Genomic DNA, 20015 nt, shown 5'->3' on the forward strand with positions numbered 1-20015 from the left:
TGGTTCGTTAAGATCTAGTTCATGACCGGACCGCGTATTGATCTGTTGTTCCTGCTCAACCAGTCCGCGCACGCCTTTGCGGCCCAGGTCGGCGAGGCGCTGGCCGACCTGGAGCTCTCGGTGCGGGAGTACTGCGTGCTGATGAAGGCCGCCGAGGGGGAGTACACCCAGAACGCCGTGGCCGAGATGGCGATGCTGGACAAGACCACGATGGTCACCACCCTCGACAACCTCGAGCGCCGCGGCTTGGCCGAGCGACGGGTCTCGACCACCGACCGCCGTGCCCGCATCGTCGCGCTCACGCCGGCCGGCATGAAGGCGCTCGAGGAGGCCTCGAAGGCCTACAACGCGACCGTCGCCAAGGCGCTCGAGGGGCTGGCGCCGAGTGAGGGCGAGGCGTTCATCGAGGCGCTGCAGCACCTCGTCGAGGGGCCGTGGGCGACGCCGTCGCACACGATGACGCTGCGGCGTCGCGCGCCTGCCTCGTCCCGCTAGGGATGGGTTCACAACTGAATATCCCGAAATAGATTGTTTCATAACAAACAATCTTCTATGGTCGTATCTATGACGACCAAGACAGTCGCGCTCGCGACCCTCGCAGCCACTCAGCTGATGGTGATCCTCGACGGCACGGTCGTGACCGTCGCCCTTCCCGCAATCCGCGACGACCTAGGCTTCGGCGACGCCTCGCTGTCCTGGGTCGTCAACGGCTTCCTGCTCGCCTTCGCGCTCGTCCTGCTCCCGGCGGGCCGGGCCGGTGACGCGTTCGGCACCCGCCCGGTCTTCCTCGCCGGGCTGAGCATCTTCACCCTTGCCTCGGCATGGTGCGGCGTCGCCTGGGACCCGATCTCACTGGTCCTCGCACGATTCGTCCAAGGCCTCGGCGGCGGCATCGCCTCGGCCGTGGTGCTCGGCATGATCGCCGGCCTCTACGCCGAGCCCCGCGAGCGCCTCCGCGCCTTCGCGGTGCTCGCCTTCGTCGGCTCGATCGGTGCGTCGGTGGGGACGGTCCTGGGTGGCGTACTCACCGACGTCGCCTCCTGGCGCTGGGCCTTCCTGATCAACGTGCCGTTCGGGATCATCGCCCTGATCGTCGCGCTCCGCGCGGTGGAGGGTACGCCGCCGACCGGCGCCAAGGGCGGCCTGCTCCCGCGCGGCCTGTTCGCCCAGCGCAGGTTCACGCTCGCGAACCTGATCCTGCTGACCCTGACCTTCGGCGGCTTCACGTTCCAGTTCGTCACGACGCTCTACCTGCAGGACGTCCTCGGCTTCGGAGCACTCTCGACCGGCCTGGCGTTCCTTCCGGTCACCGTGGTGATCGCCATCGCCACTCTCGGCTTCAGCGCCACGCTCGCCGAACGGTTCGGGTCCGAGCGCGTCCTGCTCGTCGGTGTGCTCGCCTTCGTCGCCGGCATGGTCTACCTGGTCCGCATCCCCGAAGCCGGAGGCTTCCCCCTCGACGTTCTCCCCGGAGCGGTCGTGATGGCCCTCGGCTTCGGCCTCGCGATGCCGCAGGTGACCGCGTTGGCGATGGGCGCGCTGGCACCGGAGCACGCCGGGATCGGCTCCGGTCTGACCACGACCACCCAGCAGCTCGGCGGGTTCCTCGGCACCCTGATCGCGGCCGGCCTGGTCACGACCGTCGGCTACGGCGCCGCCTACGCCTCGGCCGCGATCGCGTTGGCCACTGGAGCCGCGGTCGCGGCGTACCTGCTCGTGGACGCGGCACGCGCCCGGGACCCGAAGGTCTCCGAGCGCGTGCCGGACGAAGCCGCCAGATTCTGACGTCTCGACGTCAGAATCTGGCCCCTCGGCGCTACCTCCGGACCGGGAGGACCAGCGTCGAGGGGTTCGTCTTCGTGTGGTGGACCGTGACCACGCCGGCGATGCCGCGGACCAGCTGCTTCACGTTGGGCAGCAGGTGGGGGACGTCGTAGGAGTGGACGGTGACCCGGAGGCGGTGGCCCTTCTCGATCACCGCGCCGGTCGGGAAGACCTCGACGGGCACGCGATAGACCTGACCAGGCCTGACCGGCTGTTCGGCCTCACGGGTGAAGGGATGCCAGGGCTGGACGACCTGACCGTTCAGCGTCCGCGACTTCGACGCGGTGACAGCACGGTGACGCAGCGTCTGCCAGCCGCCGGTGATGCGGTCGACGGACCCGTCGGGCGCGACGTCCTCGACCGAGACCGAGATCAGGCCGTCGGTGCCGGTCGTGGAGACGGACAGGTCGGCGTTGAGCGGGCCGGAGAAGGCCAGGTCCGACGTCGCCGGCTCCGTCTCGTAGGAGACCCCGAGCGCGTCGTTGATCCGGTTGTCGGTCTCGCAGCCGGGGATCGCGAGGGCGCCGGCGGTCCACTGCGCGGTGCTGCGCGAGCACAGCCCCTGCACCGGCAGCGGAAGGATGGTGTCGCCGCCGACGGGCTTCAGGGCCGACCCGAGGGCGTACGACTTCGCACGGACCTCGCTGCCGAGCCACGACTGCATCGTGCGCCACTTCCCGGAGCCGATCTCGTGGTAGGTCACCGGCGCGACGTCACGGTCGAGGGTGGTGTCGGGCAGTCCCTTGAGGTGCGTGTCGAACCACCGCAGGGCCATCTCGGCCATGCTGTTGATCCCGCTGCCCTCCAGGCCGGCGCCTGTGGCGGCCTCGGCGTGCGTCCACGGTCCGACGAGCAGCTTGGTGTCCACGCCGTTCTTCTGCATCCGGTCGAAGAGCATGGGCGTGCCGCGCTGGAAGATGTCGTACTGCCCGGCCGTCACGAACGTCGGTACGTCGATCTCGTCGACCACGCTCAGCGGCGACCGCTTCCGGTAGAACGGCCCGTCGTAGCCGGCATCGCTGCCCATCACCGCGCTGACGAGCATCGGCACCTGGAACCCGAGCGCACCGCTGACGTGCTGCAGCAGGGTGGTCAAGGTGGCGTCGGGACGGGCCTGGTTGACGGCCGGCGGCACCAGCCCGGCGCCCGTGACCAGCCCGAACCACAGCGGGATGAACCCGGCGTCGATCTGACCGCCGGAGGCGACGACGTCGCGGTAGACGTCGCCGGCCGGCACGATCGGGAACATCGCCTTCAGCCCGCGCGGGTGCTGAGCGGCGGTGAAGAACTGGTTGATCCCCATGTAGGACGGGCCCCACAGGCCGAGCTCGCCGTTGCTCCACGGGCGCTTCTTCGAGGTCGCCCAGTTGGCGACCTCGAGGCCGTCCCTCTGCTCGCGGTCGCCGAACGCTTCCCACTGGCCCGCGGAGGAGCCGGTGCCGCGTACGTCGGTCTGGACGAAGACGTAGCCCCGCTGCACGAAGTAGTCCCCGCCGCTCCCGCCGGAGACGTTCTTGTTGTAGGGGTTCTGGGTCAGGATCACCGGGAACCGGCCCGGCGCCGCGGTCCCGTCCGCCTTCGCGGGACGGTGGACGTCGGCGCGCAGCACCACCCCGTCGGACATCGTCAGCTGGATGTCCTTCTCGACCACCACGCCGTACGTCGCCGGGCGAGGCTTCCACGCCCCGGCCCGCGCCTGGGGCGCCTGCGCCGCGGCGGTTCCGACAGAAGCCGTCGCAGGGGCGGCGGTCGCGGAGTGCGCCGGTGGCAGGAAGGTCGCGACCAGAGCCAGGAACGATACGAGGAATGCCAGTCTGCCGAGTTTCACGACTCACTCCAGGGGTGTGTTGGATGTCACACCTCGAACGACGGAGTGCAAACGCGAGTTACGTAACCGGTTCCGGGTTTTGAATAGTGAGACTAAGCAGTCACGGCGACGGTCTTGTCGACGACCGGCGCGCCCGTGGCCGCCACGACCTCGTCGTACGTCACCCCGGGAGCGAGCTCGACGAGCTCGAACGACGAACCGGCGACGTCAAGTACACCCAGGTCCGTGATGACCCGCTTCACGATCCCGCGACCGGTCAGCGGCAGGTCGCAGGCCGCCAGCAGCTTGGGGGCGCCCTTCTTGGTGACGTGCTCCATCAGCACGATCACCCGCCCGGCGCCGGAGACGAGGTCCATCGCGCCGCCCATGCCCTTGACCATCTGTCCGGGCACCATCCAGTTGGCGATGTCGCCGTTGGTCGAGACCTGCATCGCGCCCAGGACGGCGACGTCGATGTGGCCGCCGCGGATCATCGCGAACGAGGTCGCGGAGTCGAAGTAGGAGGCACCCGCGAGCACGGTCACGGTCTGCTTCCCGGCGTTGATCAGGTCGGGGTCGACCTCGTCCTCGTAGGGGAACGGACCGACGCCGAGGATGCCGTTCTCGGCGTGCAGCACGACCGTCGAGGTCTCCGGGATGTAGTCGGGGATCAGTGTCGGCAGGCCGATCCCGAGGTTGACGTAGTCGCCGTCCTGCAGCTCCTGCGCGGCGCGCGCGGCCATCTGGTTGCGGTCCCAAGCCATGACTCAGGCCTCCTTGTTCGCTGTGGTCGGGCGCTCGCCGCGCGTCGTACGCTTCTCGATGTCCTTGCGCGCTGCCTGCTCGGGCGTCAGCGCGACGATCCGCTTCACGAAGATCCCCGGAAGGTGGACGTCGGCCGGGGCGATCTCACCGACCTCGACGACCTCCTCGGCCTCGACGACGGTCACCCGGCCGGCCATCGCGGCCGGCACGTTGAAGTTGCGGGTGGAAGCGTTGAACTGGGCATTGCCCGCCCGGTCGACACGGGTCGCGCGGACCAGCGCGAAGTCGGTGATGATGCCCTCCTCGAGCACCATCTGCTTGCCGTGGAACTCGCGGACCTCCTTCGGCTCGGAGGCCTCGGCGATCGTTCCGTCGGGGTTGTAGCGGTAGGGGAGGCCGCCGTCGGAGACCATCGTGCCGACGCCGGTCGGCGTGTAGAAGGCGCCGATCCCGCTGCCGCCCGCGCGCATCCGCTCCGCGAGCGTGCCCTGCGGGGTGAGCTCGAGCGTGATCTCGCCGGCCAGGTACTGCCGCCCGAACTCCTTGTTCTCGCCGATGTAGCTCGCGATCACCCGGGAGATGCGGTGGTCGTCGAGCAGCAGCCCGAGCCCGGCGCCGTCGACGCCGCAGTTGTTGGAGACGACCATCAGGTCGTCCGCACCCTGCTCGCGCAGCGCCTCGATCAGGAACCACGGGATTCCCACCAGCCCGAAGCCGCCGACGGCGAGGCTGGCCCCGCTGTGAATGTCGGCAACCGCCTCCGCGGCCGACCCGACCACCTTGTCCAGACCCATGTCTTCTCTGCTCTCTCGAAGGAAATTCGTACGTCCGCTTGGTGCCGGTTCAGCGAACCGACTCGAAGACCGCCGCGAGCCCCTGGCCGCCACCGATGCACATCGTCTCCAGGACGTACCGGGCCTCGCGCCGCTGCGCCTCCCGGGCGGCGGTGGCGAGGATGCGGGCGCCGGTGGCACCGATCGGGTGGCCGAGCGAGATGCCCGAGCCGTTGGGGTTGAGCCGCTCGTCGGTGGCGTCGATCTTCCACTCGCGCAGGACGGCGAGGACCTGGGCCGCGAAGGCCTCGTTGAGCTCGATCAGGTCGATCTCGTCGAGGGTGAGCCCGGCCCGGGACAGCGCCGCCTTGCTGGAGAGGACGGGCCCGATGCCCATCCGCTCGGGCTCGCAGCCGGTGACGGCCCACGACTTGAGCGCCAGCAGCGGAGTCAGGCCGCGCTTCTCGGCCTCGGCGCGCGTGGTCACGACGCACATCGCGGCGCCGTCGTTCTGGCCGGACGCGTTGCCGGCGGTGACGGTCGACTCCTCGTCGACCTTCAGCCGGATCGGGCGGAGCGAGGCGAGCTTCTCCAGGGAGATGTCGGCACGCGGGTGCTCGTCGCGGTCGACGACGACATCGGGCTTGCGGCGGCCGCCGGGGACGGTCACCGGGACCAGCTCGTCGGCGAACTTGCCGGCCTCGTGGGCGGCGATGGCACGCTGGTTGGAGCGCAGCGCGAACTCGTCCTGCTCCTCGCGCCCGATGCCGTACTCGCGACGCAGGTTCTCGGCGGTCTCGATCATGCCGCCGGGGATCGGGTGGTCCTTGCCGCCCGCGGTCTCGCGAGCCCGGTCGAGGCGGTCGAGCAGTTCGATGCCGCCCTGCTTCAACCCGCCGCGCAGCCCGAGCGCGTAGTGCTCGACGTTGGACATCGACTCCGCGCCACCGGCCACGACGAGGTTCGCGGCGCCGGTGGCGACCGAGCCCGCGGCGTACAGGATCGCCTGAAGGCCCGAACCGCAGCGACGGTCGATCTGGAGGCCGGGGACGCCGTTGCCGAGCCCGGCATCGAGGGCCGCGATGCGCCCGATCGCAGGGTTCTCACCGCTCGCGTAGCCGTTGCCGAGGATGACGTCGTCGACGTCGCCCTCCTGGAGGCCGGTGCGCTCGACCAGCTCGCGCAGGACCGTCGTGGCGAGGTCGGTCGCGGTCAGCGGCGCCAGGGCGCCGAGGAACCTGCCGACAGGGGTGCGGAGGGGCTCACAGATGACGATGTCGTTGGCGGAGCTGCTCATGCCACCGACGGTACGCGCGCAGTCATGACTTGAGAAGTATTCATTTGGCGTCGATTGACACCTCTGAAGTCTTTATCACCCGTCTGACCGGACAGTGCGCGGGCGAGGCTATTGCGATAAGTTCGCGTTAGCAGTTCTCTCTCGGGCGACACGTCGACCGACCCCCACGCAGATCAAGAGGTGACCATGCACGTCCCCGACGGCTTCCTCGACGCTCCGACGTCGATCGCCACCGGTGCAGTCGCTGTCGTCGCGGTAGGCGTCGCGCTGCGCGGCGCACGCCGCGAGCTCGACGACAAGACCGCCCCGCTGGCCGGCCTCGTGGCCGCGTTCGTCTTCGCGACCCAGATGCTCAACTTCCCGGTGGGGGCGGGCACGAGCGGTCACCTGATGGGCGGCGCGCTGGCGGCGGTGCTGGTGGGGCCGTGGACCGGGGTGCTGTGCGTCTCGGTCGTGCTGATCGTGCAGTCCCTGCTCTTCGCCGACGGCGGCATCACCGCTCTCGGCACCAACATCCTCCTCATGGCCGTCACCACCGTGCTCGTCGGCTGGTTCGTGAGCCGGGTGCTGATCAAGGTGCTGCCGAAGCGGGTCGGCCTGGTCGCCCCGGCGGCGGCGATCGGCGCCTTCCTCTCCGTCCCCGCTGCGGCGGCCGTCTTCACCGCGCTCTACGCGGTCGGCGGCACCGCCGACATCTCGCTGACCACACTGGCCACCGCGATGCTCGGCTGGCACACGGTGATCGGTCTGGGCGAGGGCGCGATCACGTTCCTCGCGGTCGGCGCGATCCTGTCCGTACGCCCCGACCTCGTCTACGCCGCGCGAGGCGTGATCGCCGAGCGTGACCTGGTGATCAAGCCGAAGGAGTCGGTGGCATGAGCACCGCCGAGAAGAAGCGCGTCCGGTTCAGGTGGGTCGCCGTCGGCATCGCCGTCGTCGCGCTGCTCCTGGCCGGAGTGGTCTCCTACTACGCCTCCGCCAACCCCGACGGCCTCGAGTACGTCGCCGGCAAGACCGGCTTCCTCGACAGCGCCTCGGAGCACGGCGCGGCCGACGGCCCGCTGGCCGACTACGGCACCAAGGGCGTCGACAACGCCCGGCTCTCCGGTGGACTCGCCGGCGTGATCGGCACCGTCGTCGTGCTCGTCTTCGCCGGTGGCCTCGCTCTGGTCGTACGCCGCCGATCCACCGGCTCCTCCGACGAGGCCTGAGCCGGTGCCCGCCCATCTGAAGGTGCTCGCCCTGATCGGCTTCATGCTCGTGGTGGTGGCGACGCCGCGGGAGTGGTTCGCTGCGTACGCCTTCTTCCTCGCGGTCCTGGTGACGGTCGGCGCGGTGGCGCGGGTGCGCCCTGGGTGGGTGCTGAAGCGGATGGTGGTGGAGACGCCGTTCGTGGTCTTCGCGGTGCTGATGCCGTTCATCGCGCACGGGCCGCGGGTCGAGGTGCTCGGGCTCAGCCTCAGCGAGTCGGGCCTGCTCTCGGCGTGGGGACTGCTCGTCAAGGGCACGCTGGGCGTGATCGCCGGGCTGCTGCTGGCCGCGACCACGACGCCCCAGGAGCTGGTCCACGGCCTGGAGCGGCTGCGGCTGCCTCAGCAGCTCGTGCAGATCATGGCGTTCATGGTGCGCTACCTGGAGGTGGTGACCGACGAGATGCGCCGGATGGCGGTGGCGCGCGCCTCACGAGGCTTCGAGGCCCGCAACCCGCTCCACTGGCCGGTGCTCGCGCGCTCGGTCGGTGCGCTGTTCATCCGCTCCTTCGAGCGGGGCGAGCGGGTGCACCTGGCTATGGTCTCGCGCGGCTACACAGGGAGAATGCCGACCATGGACAGGGTGGGGCGACGATGAGTACGCCGGTTCTTGATGTGCACAGCCTCGCCTTCGCCTACCCCGACGGCCATCAGGCGCTCTTCGGTGTCGACCTGCACGTCCACCGCGGTGAGCGGGTCGCGCTGCTGGGCCCCAACGGGGCCGGCAAGACGACGCTGGTCCTGCACCTCAACGGCATCCACCTCGCCGGAGCCGGATCCGTCTCGGTGAGCGGGCTCCCCGTGACCAAGGCCAACATCAAGGAGATCCGCCGCCGCGTCGGCATCGTCTTCCAGGACCCCGACGACCAGCTCTTCATGGGCACCGTCCGCGAGGACGTCGCCTTCGGCCCCGCCAACCTCGGCCTGCGCGGCGAGGCCCTGGACGCGAAGGTGACCGAGGCGCTCGCGAAGGTCGGCATGGAGGAGTACGCCGACCGGCCCCCGCACCACCTCTCCTTCGGCCAGCGCCGCCGGGTCGCGGTGGCCACCGTGCTGGCGATGGACCCCGAGATCCTGGTCCTGGACGAGCCCTCCTCCAACCTCGACCCGGCCTCCCGCCGCGAGCTCGCCGACATCCTCCGCGACCTCGACGTCACCGTCCTGATGGTCACCCACGACCTCCCGTACGCCCTCGAGCTCTGCGAGCGCTCGATCATCCTCGACGGCGGCATCGTCGCCGCCGAGGGCCGCACCGTCGACGTACTCTCCAACGCCGACCTGATGCGAGCCCACCGCCTCGAGCTCCCCTTCGGCTTCGACCCGGTCGCGGCAGCCGCCACCCTCTAGCCGACTCGGCGGGAGCGGTAGTGGAGCTTGGCGCTGACGTAGCCGCGCCAGCCGACCAGGGTGAGGCCGAGGAAGAGGAGCGAGACGACCAGGAAAGCCGGCGCCAGGCCCTCGCCGGAGAGGCCGCGAAGCACCATCCCGATGACGTACGTCCCGAGCCAGACGACCACGCCGGCAGGCCAGGCGCGAGCGGCCGGCCAGCGGCGCCAGATCAGGACGGCCCAGGTCACGACGAGCCCGATCAGGAAGGGCCAGGCGATGCGGAGCACGACGAGCGCCGGGCCGGAGTCGTGCGACTGGCGCCCGGCGAAGGCGAAGAGGAGCACGAAGAAGACGTCGACGGCGAAGGCCGCGACCGCCCACTTGGGCACGAGCCCGGCGATGAGTGGGGAGGAGTCGTCGGGCTTCGTGGAGGACATGGTGCCCAGAATACGAGCCCGGCCGGCGATTCAGGTCTACGGGATCAGCCAGGCTCCGCCGCGCATGACGCGGGTCGGCTGCAGCGACTCGTCGGTGAGCACGAGGTCGGCGCGAGCGCCGGGCTCGAGGCGGCCAACGTCGATGCCCACCACCGATGCCGGCCGCAGGCTCGCGGCCTTCATCAGCATGGCCAGGTCGATCCCGGCGGCCGCGTGGCGGCGTACCTGGTCCATGAGTCGCGACGTGCCGCCGGCGATCGACCCGTTGCCGGTCCCGTCGGCCACTCGGGCGACCCCGGAGCGTACCTCCACGGACAGCGGTCCGAGCTGGTAGTCGCCGTCGGCCATCCCGGCCGCGGCCATCGCGTCGGTGACGAGTACGACCGAGCCGGGCACCATCGACATCACGGCCCGGACCGTCTCGTCGTCGAGGTGTACGCCGTCAGCGATCAGCTCCACACAGGCATCGCCGACACCGGCGGCGCCCAAGGATCCGAGCACGGGGCCGGGGTCGCGATGGTGCGCGGGTGGCATCCCGTTGAAGAGATGGGTGACCAGGCTCCCCGGTCCGGAAAGGAAAGCCCGAGCCTGCGAAGCCGACGCCGCGGTGTGCCCCAGCGCCACCACGACCCCGGCCTCGGTGAGCACCGAGGCGACCTCGTCGGCCCCGGGGAGCTCCGCGGCCAGGGTCATCACCCGCAGGTGGCCACGGGCAGCGGCGACGAACTCACGGGCGAGCCCGGCGTCGGGCGTGAGTAGCAGCGCCGGATCGTGCGCCCCGCGGCAGGAGTGTTCCAGGAACGGCCCCTCCATGTGGATGCCGGCGATCAGCCCGGCTTCGGCAGCCGTGGCCAGCGCCGCGACGACCGACAGCAACCGGGAAGGCGAGTCGGTCACGGTCGAGGCCAGCAGCGTGGTCGTGCCGGCAGCATGATGAACGCCGGCCGCGGTGGCGATCTCGTCCGGCGACGTGGTGTGGAACGAGGCACCGCCACCGCCGTGGTTGTGGATGTCCACCAGCCCCGGGAGCAGGATCCCTGAAGACGACGGGTCGCCGGGGACGGCAGCCCGCACCTCGGAGACGAGCCCCGCGGACACGGTCACGACGACGTCGTCGAAGCCGCCCGGCCGCGGCACTCGGCCGCGTACCACATGTTCTAGATCCATCGCTTGAACCAGATCCTTGTCAGCCATTCCTGCCGGGTGAGCAGCTCATCGGTGTAGATCGGCCAGAACCAGGCGAAGTTGCAGATCACCAGCACGACGAAGATGCCACCGGCGACGGCACCCCCGACGCGACGCCGGGTGGCCGGCGTTCCACCGGCCAGCGGCGGTGGCCGGTCGAGCAGCTTGCCCAGACACAGGCACAGGCCGAGCACCAGGAACGGGAGCGCGATGATCATGTAGAAGGAGAAGATCGGCCGCCCGGCGTACTGCAGCCACGGCAGCCACGTCGACAGCACCCCGACCACGGCGACCCCGAACCTCCAGTCCCGCGCGGCGACCCACATGAACGCCGAGACGATCAGCGCCACGAACGCTCCCCACCACAGCACCGGGGTGCCCAGGAGCAGCACCTGCCGCAGGCACGTCCCCGCCTCGGCGGGACCGTCACCGTCGGGATCGGTCGAGGGGGAGGCGTCGCACATCTCGCCGCGCGACTTCGCGCCGGACAGGATCCCGGTGTCGGCGGCTACCCCGACCGGCCGGTTCAGGACGAGCCAGCCGATCGGATGGGACCCGTAGGTGTGCTCGGCACACTCCAGGAAGTGGGTGTGGAAGGTGAAGACGTCTCGGTGGTAGTACCACAGCGACCGCAGCGACTGACTGACCTCGCCGAGGCCGGACGCATCCGGCTCCTTGGCGGTCGGCCAGCGCTTGTCGTTGAGGTTCTCGGGGACGTACGACTTGTTCTCGCAGTGGCCCTCGCCGGTGTAGCGCGTGTACTGCGTCGCCGAGAGCGACTCCTCGTAGACGTCCGCGTGGGTCATCCACGGGATCCACGTCATCACGTAGACCGCGAGCGCGACGCCCACCAGGTGCGCGAAGGCCGTCGGCCCGTCGGCCACACAGGCACGAAGCCAGGACAGACGTACGCCGAAGGAGCGCCGCATCCCCGCGGACCAGGCCACATAGAGGAGACCGAAGGCGGCCAGCGGGTAGAGCGCCTCCCACTTGGAGCCGATCGCCAGACCCCACGCGACGCCCGAGCACAGCAGCCACGGACGGAACAGCATCTGCCGGACGGGTCCCCACGCGCCGGGCGCGGCGAGCTGGGTGGGCGCGAGCGCGGAGAACCGCCGCCGGCACCAGTCGCGGTCCATCACCATCAGGTGCACCGCGAGCAGCAGGAAGAAGGCGACGAAGAGGTCGAGCAGGGCCAGGCGCGAGAGCACGAACGCGAGCCCGTCGAAGGTGATCAGGATGCCGCCGACGAGACCGAGCATCATGGAGCCGGAGACGCGGCGTACGAACCGGATCGTCAGCAGCACCAGCAGCGACCCGACCACGACCGAGGCGATCCGCCAGCCGAACGGGTCCATCCCGAAGAGCTTGATGCCGATCGCGATGAGCCACTTGCCGACGTCGGGATGGACGATCATCGACGGCCCGTCGGCGAACTGCCCCTCGAGCTGCCCGGCCAGGATGTTCTCGTCGGCGCCCTCGATGAAGTTGCGCGCGTAGCCGAACTCGAGCAGCGCCCAGGCGTCCTTGGCGTAGTAGGTCTCGTCGAAGGCGAAGACCTTCGGGGTGCCCAGGTGCCACAGCCGCAGCAGGAACGCGAGCGCGGTGATCCCGATCGTCGCCGCCCAGCCGGCCCGCGGCGAGCCGTTGATGCGGCGCCGGGCGCGTTCCCAGGCGGTCGGAAGGAAGTGACCAGAGGGGGTGCTGGCCAGGCCCTCCATGGGCTCCGGCTCCTCGGTCACCGTCGTCGTCACGAGGGAACCTTATAAGCCTGCGACAATATCGGTGTGGTAGATCCAAACGATGGCGTGCTCGTACTAGCGGCAACCCCGATCGGGCGCATCGAGGATGCCCCACCCCGTTTGGCTTCCGAGCTCGCCACCGCCGATGTCATCGCCGCCGAAGACACCCGCCGGCTGCGTCGACTGACGACGGATCTCGGCGTCGAAATCAAGGGTCGCATCGTCTCCTACTTCGAGGGCAACGAGAGTTCACGTACGCCCACGCTGCTCGCCGATCTCCTCGACGGCAACCGGGTGCTGCTGGTGACCGACGCCGGGATGCCCTCGGTCTCCGACCCCGGCTACCGCCTGGTCGCCGCCGCGGTCGAGAAGGACGTACGCGTCACCGCGGTGCCCGGCCCCTCGGCCGTCCTGACGGCCCTGGCCGTCAGCGGCCTCCCTGTCGACCGGTTCTGCTTCGAGGGCTTCCTGCCCCGCAAGGCCGGTGAGCGCTCGCGCCGCCTCGCCTCGCTGGCCAAGGAGGAGCGCACCATGGTCTTCTTCGAAGCCCCCCACCGCACCCAGGCCGCCTTGGAAGCCATGCGCGACGCCTTCGGCGACACCCGCGCCGCCGCCGTCTGCCGCGAGCTGACCAAGACCCACGAAGAAGTACGCCGCGGGGGACTGGCCGAGCTCGTCGACTGGGCCGCCGAGGGAGTACGCGGCGAGGTCACCATCGTCGTCACCGGCGCCGACCCGTCCGCCGAGATCGGAAGCGACCCCGACAGCCTCCGCGCCGCCGTGGCCGACCTGGAAGGTGAGGGTCACACGAAGAAGGAAGCCATCGCCGAGGTGGCCAGGCTCGCCGGTGTACCGAAACGCGAGGTCTACGACCTCGTCCACAAGAGCGTGTAGAAGACTGGGAGCATGAGCTTCGCCCCGGCACCCGAGCCACTGCCCGCACCGGTCGTCGACAACCACACCCACCTCGACATCGTCAGGGGGGACGAGAGTCTCCCGGTCGAGGAGGCGCTCGCGCAGGCGGCGGCGGTGGGCGTGACCAGGGTGGTCCAGATCGGCTGCGACCTGCCGGGAGCGCGCTGGGCGGTGGAGGCGGCCGAGACGTACGACAACATGGTCGCCGGTGTGGCGCTCCACCCCAACGACGCTCCTCGCCAGCCCGATCTCGAGGCCGCGCTGGACGAGATCGAGAAGCTCGCCGGGGCGCACGACAAGGTGCGCGTGGTGGGGGAGACCGGGATGGACTTCTTCCGCACCGACGAGGAGGGCCGGGAGACCCAGGCGTACTCGTTCCGGCGCCACATCGACATCGCCAAGCGTCTCGACAAGACCCTGATGATCCACGACCGCGACGCCCACGCGGCGGTGCTTGAGGTGATCGACAGCGTCGGACCGCCCGAGCGCTGGGTGATGCACTGCTTCTCCGGTGATCCTGAGTTCGCCCGTCAGTGCCTCGACCGGGGCGCCTACCTCTCCTTCGCCGGCACCGTGACGTTCAAGAACGCGCAGTACCTCCGCGACGCCCTCGCGATCACCCCCCAGGACCGCATCCTGGTCGAGACCGACGCCCCGTTCCTGACGCCCCACCCGCACCGCGGCGCGACCAACTCCAGCTACATGATCCCGGCCACGATGCGGGTGATGGCCGAGGTACGCGGCGACGACCTCGAGGCGCTGTGCAACGCCGTCAACACCAACACCGAGACGGCCTTCGGCGGCACCTGGTGACCCACCGGCACTGACATGAGAATGGCCCGAGGCGATCGCCTCGGGCCATTCTCATTGCTGTGATCAGGTCAGGAGACGCTGATCTTCATCGTGCCCCTGCGCTCGTCCGAGTAGAGCACCTTGATCTTGACGCCGCTGCCGGCGGTCTTGGTGGAGTGCGCCGGGTTGGACGCGTCCCAGTAGGCCGTCTCAGAGCTGTCGTAGAAGGTCGGCACGCTCTTGCGCCGCGGCACGTCGAGGACGTTGCTCGGAGCACCGGCGACCTCGTTCTCGAGGTGGAGCCGGTCGGTGCGGTCGACATCGAACGTCGAGTCGTAACCCTGCATCCGGTTGCGCGACAGGGTGCCGTCCGACCACTTCTGGACACCCACGGTGGAGTCGACGACCAGCGCCTGGCCGCCGCCGGGGTGCTCCGAGGTGTTGTTGTCGCCGTAGGCGCCGTTCTGGTACCAGACCAGCAGTCCGTCCTGGTAGGCGTAGTGGTCGACCTTGTCAGGCGCGGTGACCCCGTAGCCGAAGTTGTACGGACCCTCGGCCAGCGTCTTGTCGTAGCCCTTGTACTGCCGGTTCTCGGCGATGTAGAAGCGCGGGTACGTCGACGTGTAGGTCCCGTCGGTGATGCCCATGTACTCCTTGTTGGTCCAGCCGTCGAAGGACGAGAAGTCCGTCGTGTAGGCCGAGCCGACCGAGAGGTCGTCGATGGCGAAGCCGTAGTAGGCGACGCCGCCGTCGTTCGCGGTGCGGAAGCGGAGCTTCACGTTCTGACCCGCGTACGCCGCCAGGTCAGCGGTCAGGTCCACGTACTCCTGCGGGTCGTGGTCGGCGCAGTTGCCGTCACAGGTGCTGTCGGAGGTGCCGTGGATGCCGTTGTTGTACTCGGCCGAGGACAGGTTCGTCGCCAGCGGCGTCGACCAGGTGGTGCCGCCGTCGGTGGAGGCCTCCAGGAAGGTGAAGTCGTACTCCGCCTCGAGGTCGTACTTCACCTTGGCCGAGAGCGTGCCGCCCGCGGGAACCGCGATCTCCGGGCTGACCGCGGTGGCGGTGCGGTCGTCGCCCTTGCCGGAATAGAGGAACGTCTTGCCCGAGGTGCCGGAGCCGACGTCGTGGGTCGTCTGCCCGTCGGGCAGGTTGACCACGAGTGCCTGCGGGGTCTTCGCCCCGGTGTCGTGGAAGCTCGGCCCCAGGGTCAGCTTCTTGGACGTACCGGCCTCGACCGTGTCGTAGTTGAGCCAGCCGAGGAAGAGCTTCTCCGGGGCGCCCATGTGGTTGGGGGTGGTGCCGATGGTGCCGTCACCGTGACCGAGCCAGGAACCCGAGCTCATCAGGGTCCAGAAGCCGGTGCCGTTCTCGCCGCCCGCGGTGTCGTAGAAGTCCGGCAGACCGAGGTCGTGGCCGAACTCGTGCGCGAAGACGCCCAGGCCGCCGTTCTCGGGCTCGGTGGTGTAGTCGCGGATCCAGATGTCGGTGTTACCGATCTTGACGCCGCCGGCCTTCGGGAAGTCGGCCGGGCCGTCGGAGCCGGACGCGTTGGCGGCCCAGCGGTGCGACCAGATGGTCCACGGGTCGGCGCCGGCCTCCTCGCCCGCACCGGAGTGGATCGCCTGGAAGTGGTCGATGTAGCCGTCGGCCTCGTTGAAGTTGCCGTCGCCATCGAGGTCGTAGCGGTCCCAGATGTCGTAGTCCTGGAGGTACGCAGTGATCTCGGCGTCGGTCTTGCCGGCCGCCTTCTGTGCGTCGTACCAGGCGTTGGCGCTGTCCTGGACGTAGTTCTTCATCGCGGCGGCGGTCTCGTCGCCCTTGTCGTTCTGGTAGTAGGACTCCGCGTGCGGGAGCGTCACCCAGTCGCTGACGTCACCCTGGAGGTCGAAGCGGCCGCTCGACATCTCCTTGTAGACGTTGTGGAACGACTCCTTGCCCTTCTTCTGGTTGAAGAACATGTCCATGTAGTGCTCGCGGGAGAAGTCCTCCTCCCAGTAGGTGGAGTTGTCGTTCTCGGCGGGCGGCGCGATCTCGTTGTGGAGCGGGCCCGAGGTGTTATCGGGGAAGGCCGGGTTGCCGCCGTCGCCGAACTCGACCAGGAAGCTCAGCAGCTGGGACTTCTCGGTGGGCTCGTGCTCCACCCAGCGGGTGTTCTTGCCCGAGCCCATCTTGACGACTTCGCTGCCGTTCTTGGTGACCGTCTGCTTCTCGCCCGTGGCGACGGCGGTGGCGGCGTTGGTCTTGAGCTCGCGGCGCTTGGTGTTGAGCGCGTCGGGCTTGTCATCGACCTTCTGCTTCACCGCAGCAGCGGCGGCGGGGGTCCCCGAGTCCTCGACGGCGCTAGCCGACGAGTGGGTCAGGGCCACCGGCGTCACGCCGGCGACCGCAACCGCGGCGAGAACGCTGGTAAGGCGTCTGTTCATCGTTCCTCCGGAGTCTGGTGACATCGCGCACATCTGCCTTCCCCGAGAACTGACCGGCACGACGGGCCATCACGACAGAGATGGCTTCGGAGTACAACACCAAGCAATGGAGTTACCTGTAAAGGATTTGTCGCCTATTGGCCAGAGGGAACGAAATTTCGTGGCGGGATTACGACATGCGCTCTGATCGACCCGCTTGACCAGCGATTTCGACGTGTTGAATCGCACACCTGTCATTCGTTACGACAGGTATTGACAGCACTCCCTGGCCCTCATTTGATGCCGAGATTGCATGCTTGTAATTGCCTGCGGATCGGGCGGGGGACTTGCATTTAACCGACCGTATTTGTTCCGCTGTCCGGCGAGATAGCCGGGATCGGGATAGATCCGGACGGTGTTGGGGGTGGGCCTCAGCGCGTAGATCACCTGATCTCGCAACACCGTTCGCCCGTGCCCGGGGAGAACGAACATCGGAGCATCGTGCCCGTCAGCAGCACCAACTCGTGGTTCCGCAACATCGTTTCAACCCGCCGCCGCAAGGCTGTTCTGGTCGGCGGACTCGCCGCAGCAGTGGTCGCCGCAGGCGGCGCGGCGTACGGGGTCAAGACCTCCCAGACCGATGTCATCGTCTCGGTCGACGGCAAGGCCAAGGACGTCAGCGTCAACGCCGACACCGTCGGTGAGGTCCTCGAGGCCGAGGGCATCGAGATCGGCGACCGTGACGCGGTTGCCCCATCGGTCGACACCGAGGTCGAGGACGGCAGCGCGATCAGCGTCCGCTACGCCCGTCAGCTGAGCCTCGAGGTCGACGGCAAGGCCCAGGACCACTGGGTCACCGCGACCACCGTGGGCGGCGCTCTCGCTGAGCTCGGCCGTGACTACGACCGGGCGGAGCTCTCGACCAGCCGTGGTGCCTACATCGGCCGCGACGGGATGTCCCTCGACGTCGTCACTCCCAAGAACGTCAAGGTCGAGCTGGCCGGCAAGAAGGCCAAGAAGGTCAGCGTGACCGCGCTGACCGTCGGCGACGCGCTCAAGGACCTCGGGGTCGACCTCGAGCGCCGGGACAAGGTCTCCCCGGCCTCCGACAAGGCTCTGAAGACCGGTCAGAAGATCGTCTTCACCGACTTCTCCGCCAAGAACCAGAAGGTCGCCCGCGAGACCGTCGAGGCGCCGGTCGAGGAACGCGAGGACTCCTCGATGTACGAGGGTGAGACCGAGGTCGTCGAGGAGGGCTCCGACGGGGTCCGTTCGGTGACGTACCGCATCGTCCTCAAGAACGGTGAGGCCGTCTCCAAGAAGGTCCTCGAGCAGAACGTCCTCGAGAAGGCCGAGCCGCGCATCGTCAAGGTAGGCACCAAGGAGAAGGAAGCCCCTGCGGCCAACTTCGCCGGTGGCAGCACCGTCTGGGACCAGCTCGCGCAGTGCGAGTCCGGTGGCAACTGGGCGATCAACACCGGCAACGGCTACTACGGCGGTCTGCAGTTCAACCTGCAGACCTGGCAGGCCTACGGCGGCTCCGGCCTCCCGAGCGAGAACAGCCGCGAGACCCAGATCGCGGTGGCGAGCAAGCTCCGTGACGCCAACGGTGGCTACGGCGCCTGGCCGCACTGCTCGCAGCAGCTCGGTCTGCCGCAGTAAGGCTCTTTCGGCCCTCGGGCCATAGTCTGTACCCATGACCGACCGCACCCCGCCGCGCCTGTTGGGCCCGGCGGAGGTGCGGTCGCTCGCATCCGAGCTCGATCTCCGCCCCACCAAGCAGCGCGGGCAGAACTTCGTGATCGACGCCAACACCGTGCGCCGGATCGTGCGCGAGTCCGGCGTCGGCGCCGACGACGTCGTCGTCGAGGTCGGCCCCGGCCTCGGATCGCTCACCCTCGCCATCCTCGAGACCGGCGCGAAGGTGACCGCGATCGAGATCGACGAGGTCCTGGCGCAGCGGCTGCCGAGAACCATCCAGGAGTACGCCCCCGACCAGGCCGACGCGTTCCGCCTGCTCCGCGCGGACGCCCTCCGGGTCGACTCCGTCCCCGGTCCGCCGCCCACGGCCCTGGTCGCCAACCTGCCCTACAACGTCTCGGTGCCGGTCCTGCTGCACCTGATGGCGCTGCTGCCCTCGCTGCGCCACGGGCTGGTGATGGTGCAGGCCGAGGTCGCCGACCGGCTGGCGGCCAAGCCGGGCTCCAAGGTCTACGGCGTCCCCTCGGTCAAGGCCGCCTGGTACGCCGAGGTACGCCGCGCCGGCGCGATCGGCCGCAACGTCTTCTGGCCGGCGCCCAACGTCGACTCCGGCCTCGTCTACTGGCGTCACCGTGAGCCGCCGTCGACCGCCGTCTCGCGCGAAGAGGTCTTCGCGGTCATCGACGCCGCGTTCGCGCAGCGTCGCAAGGCGCTGCGCGGCGTACTCAAGCCTCTGGCCGGCTCCGCCGACGCCGCCGAGAAGGCGCTGGTCGCGGCCGGGATCGACCCGCTGGCGCGCGGCGAGGTGCTGACCATCGCGGACTTCGTACGCATCACCGAATCGCTGCAAAAGGTTCCCTCATGACGATCACCGTCCGCGCGGCCGCGAAGTTCAACCTCCACCTCGGCGTCGGGCCGGTTCGGGAGGACGGGTTCCATCCGCTGGCGACCGTCTACCAGGCGATCGGGCTCTACGACGACGTCACCGTGAGCGAGGCCGCCGCGTGGCAGGTCACGCTCACCGCGGAGGACCACATCGCGCTCGGCGAGATCCCGACCGGCGAGGACAACATCGTCGTGCGGGCGGGCAAGGCTCTCGCCGCCCACCACGGCATCGACAAGGCCGCGAACGTCGCGATCCACAAGGGCATCCCGGTCGCCGGCGGCCTCGCCGGTGGATCTGCCGACGCGGCCGCGACGCTCGTCGCCCTCGACCGCCTGTGGTCGCTGGAGACCTCCGACGAGGATCTGCTGAGCCTGGCGGGGCAGCTGGGCTCCGACGTACCGTTCGCGCTCATCGGCGCCACCGCCATCGGCGGCGGCCGCGGCGAGATCGTCGAGCCGGTCACCGACAACGGTGCCTGGTGGTGGGTCGCGGTCGGCAACGAGCAGGGACTCTCGACGCCCGCGGTCTACCGCGCCTTCGACGAGCATGCCGGGACCGAGGTCGGCGACCCGCAGGTGCCCGAGAGCCTGCTCATGGCGCTGGAGAAGGGCGACGCGGCCCTCCTCGCCGAGGCGCTCACCAACGACCTGCAGGCCCCGGCGCTCGCACTACGTCCCGACCTCGCCCAGACTTTCGCCGATGGCGCCGAGGCAGGTGCCCTGGCCGTGCAGCTCTCCGGCTCGGGCCCGACGGTCCTGATGCTGTGCCGCGACGCCGCCCACGCCCGCGAGGTCGCCGGAGCGATGCAGGCCAAGGCGTACGACCGCGTCTGGACGGCCCCGGGCCCCGTCGCCGGCGCCCACGTCGTCACCTACTGACCCCACCCCGCCGAGGCGTCAGCCGCGTCGGC

At 69.4% G+C, this 20015-nt stretch carries 19 protein-coding genes; 11 read left to right on the plus strand and 8 right to left on the minus strand.

Going from position 1 to position 20015, the window contains the following annotated elements:
- Positions 1 to 21 precede the first annotated feature (21 nt).
- Both OG801_RS18435 and OG801_RS18440 read left to right on the plus strand, forming a co-directional pair.
- On the plus strand, positions 22 to 495 hold the full coding sequence (locus tag OG801_RS18435) for a MarR family transcriptional regulator (RefSeq protein ID WP_355021737.1): 474 nt from the start codon (positions 22 to 24) through the stop codon (positions 493 to 495).
- A 69-nt stretch (positions 496 to 564) separates the two neighbouring features.
- Positions 565 to 1785, plus strand: a complete 1221-nt coding sequence (locus OG801_RS18440; protein WP_406030359.1) for an MFS transporter — start codon at positions 565 to 567, stop codon at positions 1783 to 1785.
- 31 nt (positions 1786 to 1816) lie between these two features.
- On the opposite strand, the gene OG801_RS18445 is transcribed toward OG801_RS18440, so the two are convergent.
- From OG801_RS18445 to OG801_RS18460, 4 genes are all read right to left on the minus strand, one after another.
- Entirely contained in the window at positions 1817 to 3652 is a 1836-nt protein-coding gene (locus OG801_RS18445; RefSeq protein WP_406030361.1) for a CocE/NonD family hydrolase, read from the minus strand.
- Between the two features lie 92 nt (positions 3653 to 3744).
- Positions 3745 to 4395 carry a CoA transferase subunit B gene (locus tag OG801_RS18450; RefSeq protein ID WP_406030363.1) on the minus strand — a complete coding sequence of 217 codons (651 nt, stop codon included), beginning with the start codon at positions 4393 to 4395 and terminating at the stop codon, positions 3745 to 3747.
- 3 nt (positions 4396 to 4398) lie between these two features.
- Complete coding sequence (locus tag OG801_RS18455) at positions 4399 to 5190, minus strand: CoA transferase subunit A (RefSeq protein WP_350663562.1); 792 nt, start codon at positions 5188 to 5190, stop codon at positions 4399 to 4401.
- Positions 5191 to 5239: 49 nt separating this feature from the next.
- A complete protein-coding gene (locus OG801_RS18460) occupies positions 5240 to 6466 on the minus strand; it encodes an acetyl-CoA C-acetyltransferase (protein WP_406030365.1) in 1227 nt (408 codons plus the stop codon).
- Between the two features lie 186 nt (positions 6467 to 6652).
- Between OG801_RS18460 and OG801_RS18465 the strand changes: the two genes are divergently transcribed.
- From OG801_RS18465 to OG801_RS18480, 4 genes are read left to right on the plus strand one after another with little or no spacing between them, the layout of a single operon-like run.
- Entirely contained in the window at positions 6653 to 7345 is a 693-nt protein-coding gene (locus OG801_RS18465; protein ID WP_160025460.1) for an energy-coupling factor ABC transporter permease, read from the plus strand.
- Positions 7342 to 7677 (plus strand): PDGLE domain-containing protein, encoded by a 336-nt coding sequence (locus tag OG801_RS18470; RefSeq protein ID WP_406030367.1) that lies wholly within the window; start codon positions 7342 to 7344, stop codon positions 7675 to 7677. The genes OG801_RS18465 and OG801_RS18470 overlap by 4 nt, the downstream gene beginning before the upstream one ends.
- A gap of 4 nt (positions 7678 to 7681) precedes the next feature.
- Positions 7682 to 8314 carry a cobalt ECF transporter T component CbiQ gene (gene cbiQ / locus OG801_RS18475; protein WP_406030369.1) on the plus strand — a complete coding sequence of 211 codons (633 nt, stop codon included), beginning with the start codon at positions 7682 to 7684 and terminating at the stop codon, positions 8312 to 8314.
- Positions 8311 to 9063, plus strand: a complete 753-nt coding sequence (locus OG801_RS18480) for an energy-coupling factor ABC transporter ATP-binding protein (protein WP_406030371.1) — start codon at positions 8311 to 8313, stop codon at positions 9061 to 9063. Before cbiQ ends, OG801_RS18480 begins: the two co-directional genes overlap by 4 nt.
- Here OG801_RS18480 and OG801_RS18485 read toward each other — a convergent pair.
- The 3 genes from OG801_RS18485 to OG801_RS18495 are packed head-to-tail and all read right to left on the minus strand — an operon-like array spanning position 9060 to position 12421.
- A complete protein-coding gene (locus OG801_RS18485; protein ID WP_355021745.1) occupies positions 9060 to 9482 on the minus strand; it encodes a DUF3054 domain-containing protein in 423 nt (140 codons plus the stop codon). The two genes, OG801_RS18480 and OG801_RS18485, sit on opposite strands and share 4 nt — an antisense overlap.
- A gap of 36 nt (positions 9483 to 9518) precedes the next feature.
- Complete coding sequence (locus OG801_RS18490; protein ID WP_406030373.1) at positions 9519 to 10649, minus strand: N-acetylglucosamine-6-phosphate deacetylase; 1131 nt, start codon at positions 10647 to 10649, stop codon at positions 9519 to 9521.
- Positions 10640 to 12421, minus strand: a complete 1782-nt coding sequence (locus OG801_RS18495; protein ID WP_406030375.1) for a dolichyl-phosphate-mannose--protein mannosyltransferase — start codon at positions 12419 to 12421, stop codon at positions 10640 to 10642. Before OG801_RS18495 ends, OG801_RS18490 begins: the two co-directional genes overlap by 10 nt.
- A 33-nt stretch (positions 12422 to 12454) precedes the next feature.
- On the opposite strand from OG801_RS18495, the gene rsmI reads away from it, so the two are divergent.
- Positions 12455 to 13303, plus strand: a complete 849-nt coding sequence (gene rsmI / locus OG801_RS18500; RefSeq protein WP_406030377.1) for a 16S rRNA (cytidine(1402)-2'-O)-methyltransferase — start codon at positions 12455 to 12457, stop codon at positions 13301 to 13303.
- Positions 13304 to 13315: 12 nt separating this feature from the next.
- Entirely contained in the window at positions 13316 to 14137 is an 822-nt protein-coding gene (locus OG801_RS18505) for a TatD family hydrolase (RefSeq protein ID WP_406030379.1), read from the plus strand.
- Positions 14138 to 14205: 68 nt separating this feature from the next.
- On the opposite strand, the gene OG801_RS18510 is transcribed toward OG801_RS18505, so the two are convergent.
- A complete protein-coding gene (locus OG801_RS18510) occupies positions 14206 to 16539 on the minus strand; it encodes an immune inhibitor A domain-containing protein (protein ID WP_406030381.1) in 2334 nt (777 codons plus the stop codon).
- Positions 16540 to 16989: 450 nt separating this feature from the next.
- Between OG801_RS18510 and OG801_RS18515 the strand changes: the two genes are divergently transcribed.
- The 3 genes from OG801_RS18515 to OG801_RS18525 are packed head-to-tail and all read left to right on the plus strand — an operon-like array spanning position 16990 to position 19983.
- Positions 16990 to 18180 (plus strand): ubiquitin-like domain-containing protein, encoded by a 1191-nt coding sequence (locus OG801_RS18515; RefSeq protein ID WP_406030383.1) that lies wholly within the window; start codon positions 16990 to 16992, stop codon positions 18178 to 18180.
- 34 nt (positions 18181 to 18214) lie between these two features.
- Positions 18215 to 19084: a 16S rRNA (adenine(1518)-N(6)/adenine(1519)-N(6))-dimethyltransferase RsmA gene (rsmA, locus tag OG801_RS18520; RefSeq protein WP_406030385.1), complete on the plus strand. Its 870-nt coding sequence runs from the start codon at positions 18215 to 18217 to the stop codon at positions 19082 to 19084.
- Positions 19081 to 19983, plus strand: coding sequence for a 4-(cytidine 5'-diphospho)-2-C-methyl-D-erythritol kinase (locus OG801_RS18525; RefSeq protein WP_406030387.1), 903 nt, complete (start codon positions 19081 to 19083; stop codon positions 19981 to 19983). The genes rsmA and OG801_RS18525 overlap by 4 nt, the downstream gene beginning before the upstream one ends.
- Positions 19984 to 20015: the final 32 nt, after the last annotated feature.

Origin of the sequence: Nocardioides sp. NBC_00163 (assembly GCF_045206295.1) — a bacterium.
Lineage (GTDB): Bacteria > Actinomycetota > Actinomycetes > Propionibacteriales > Nocardioidaceae > Nocardioides.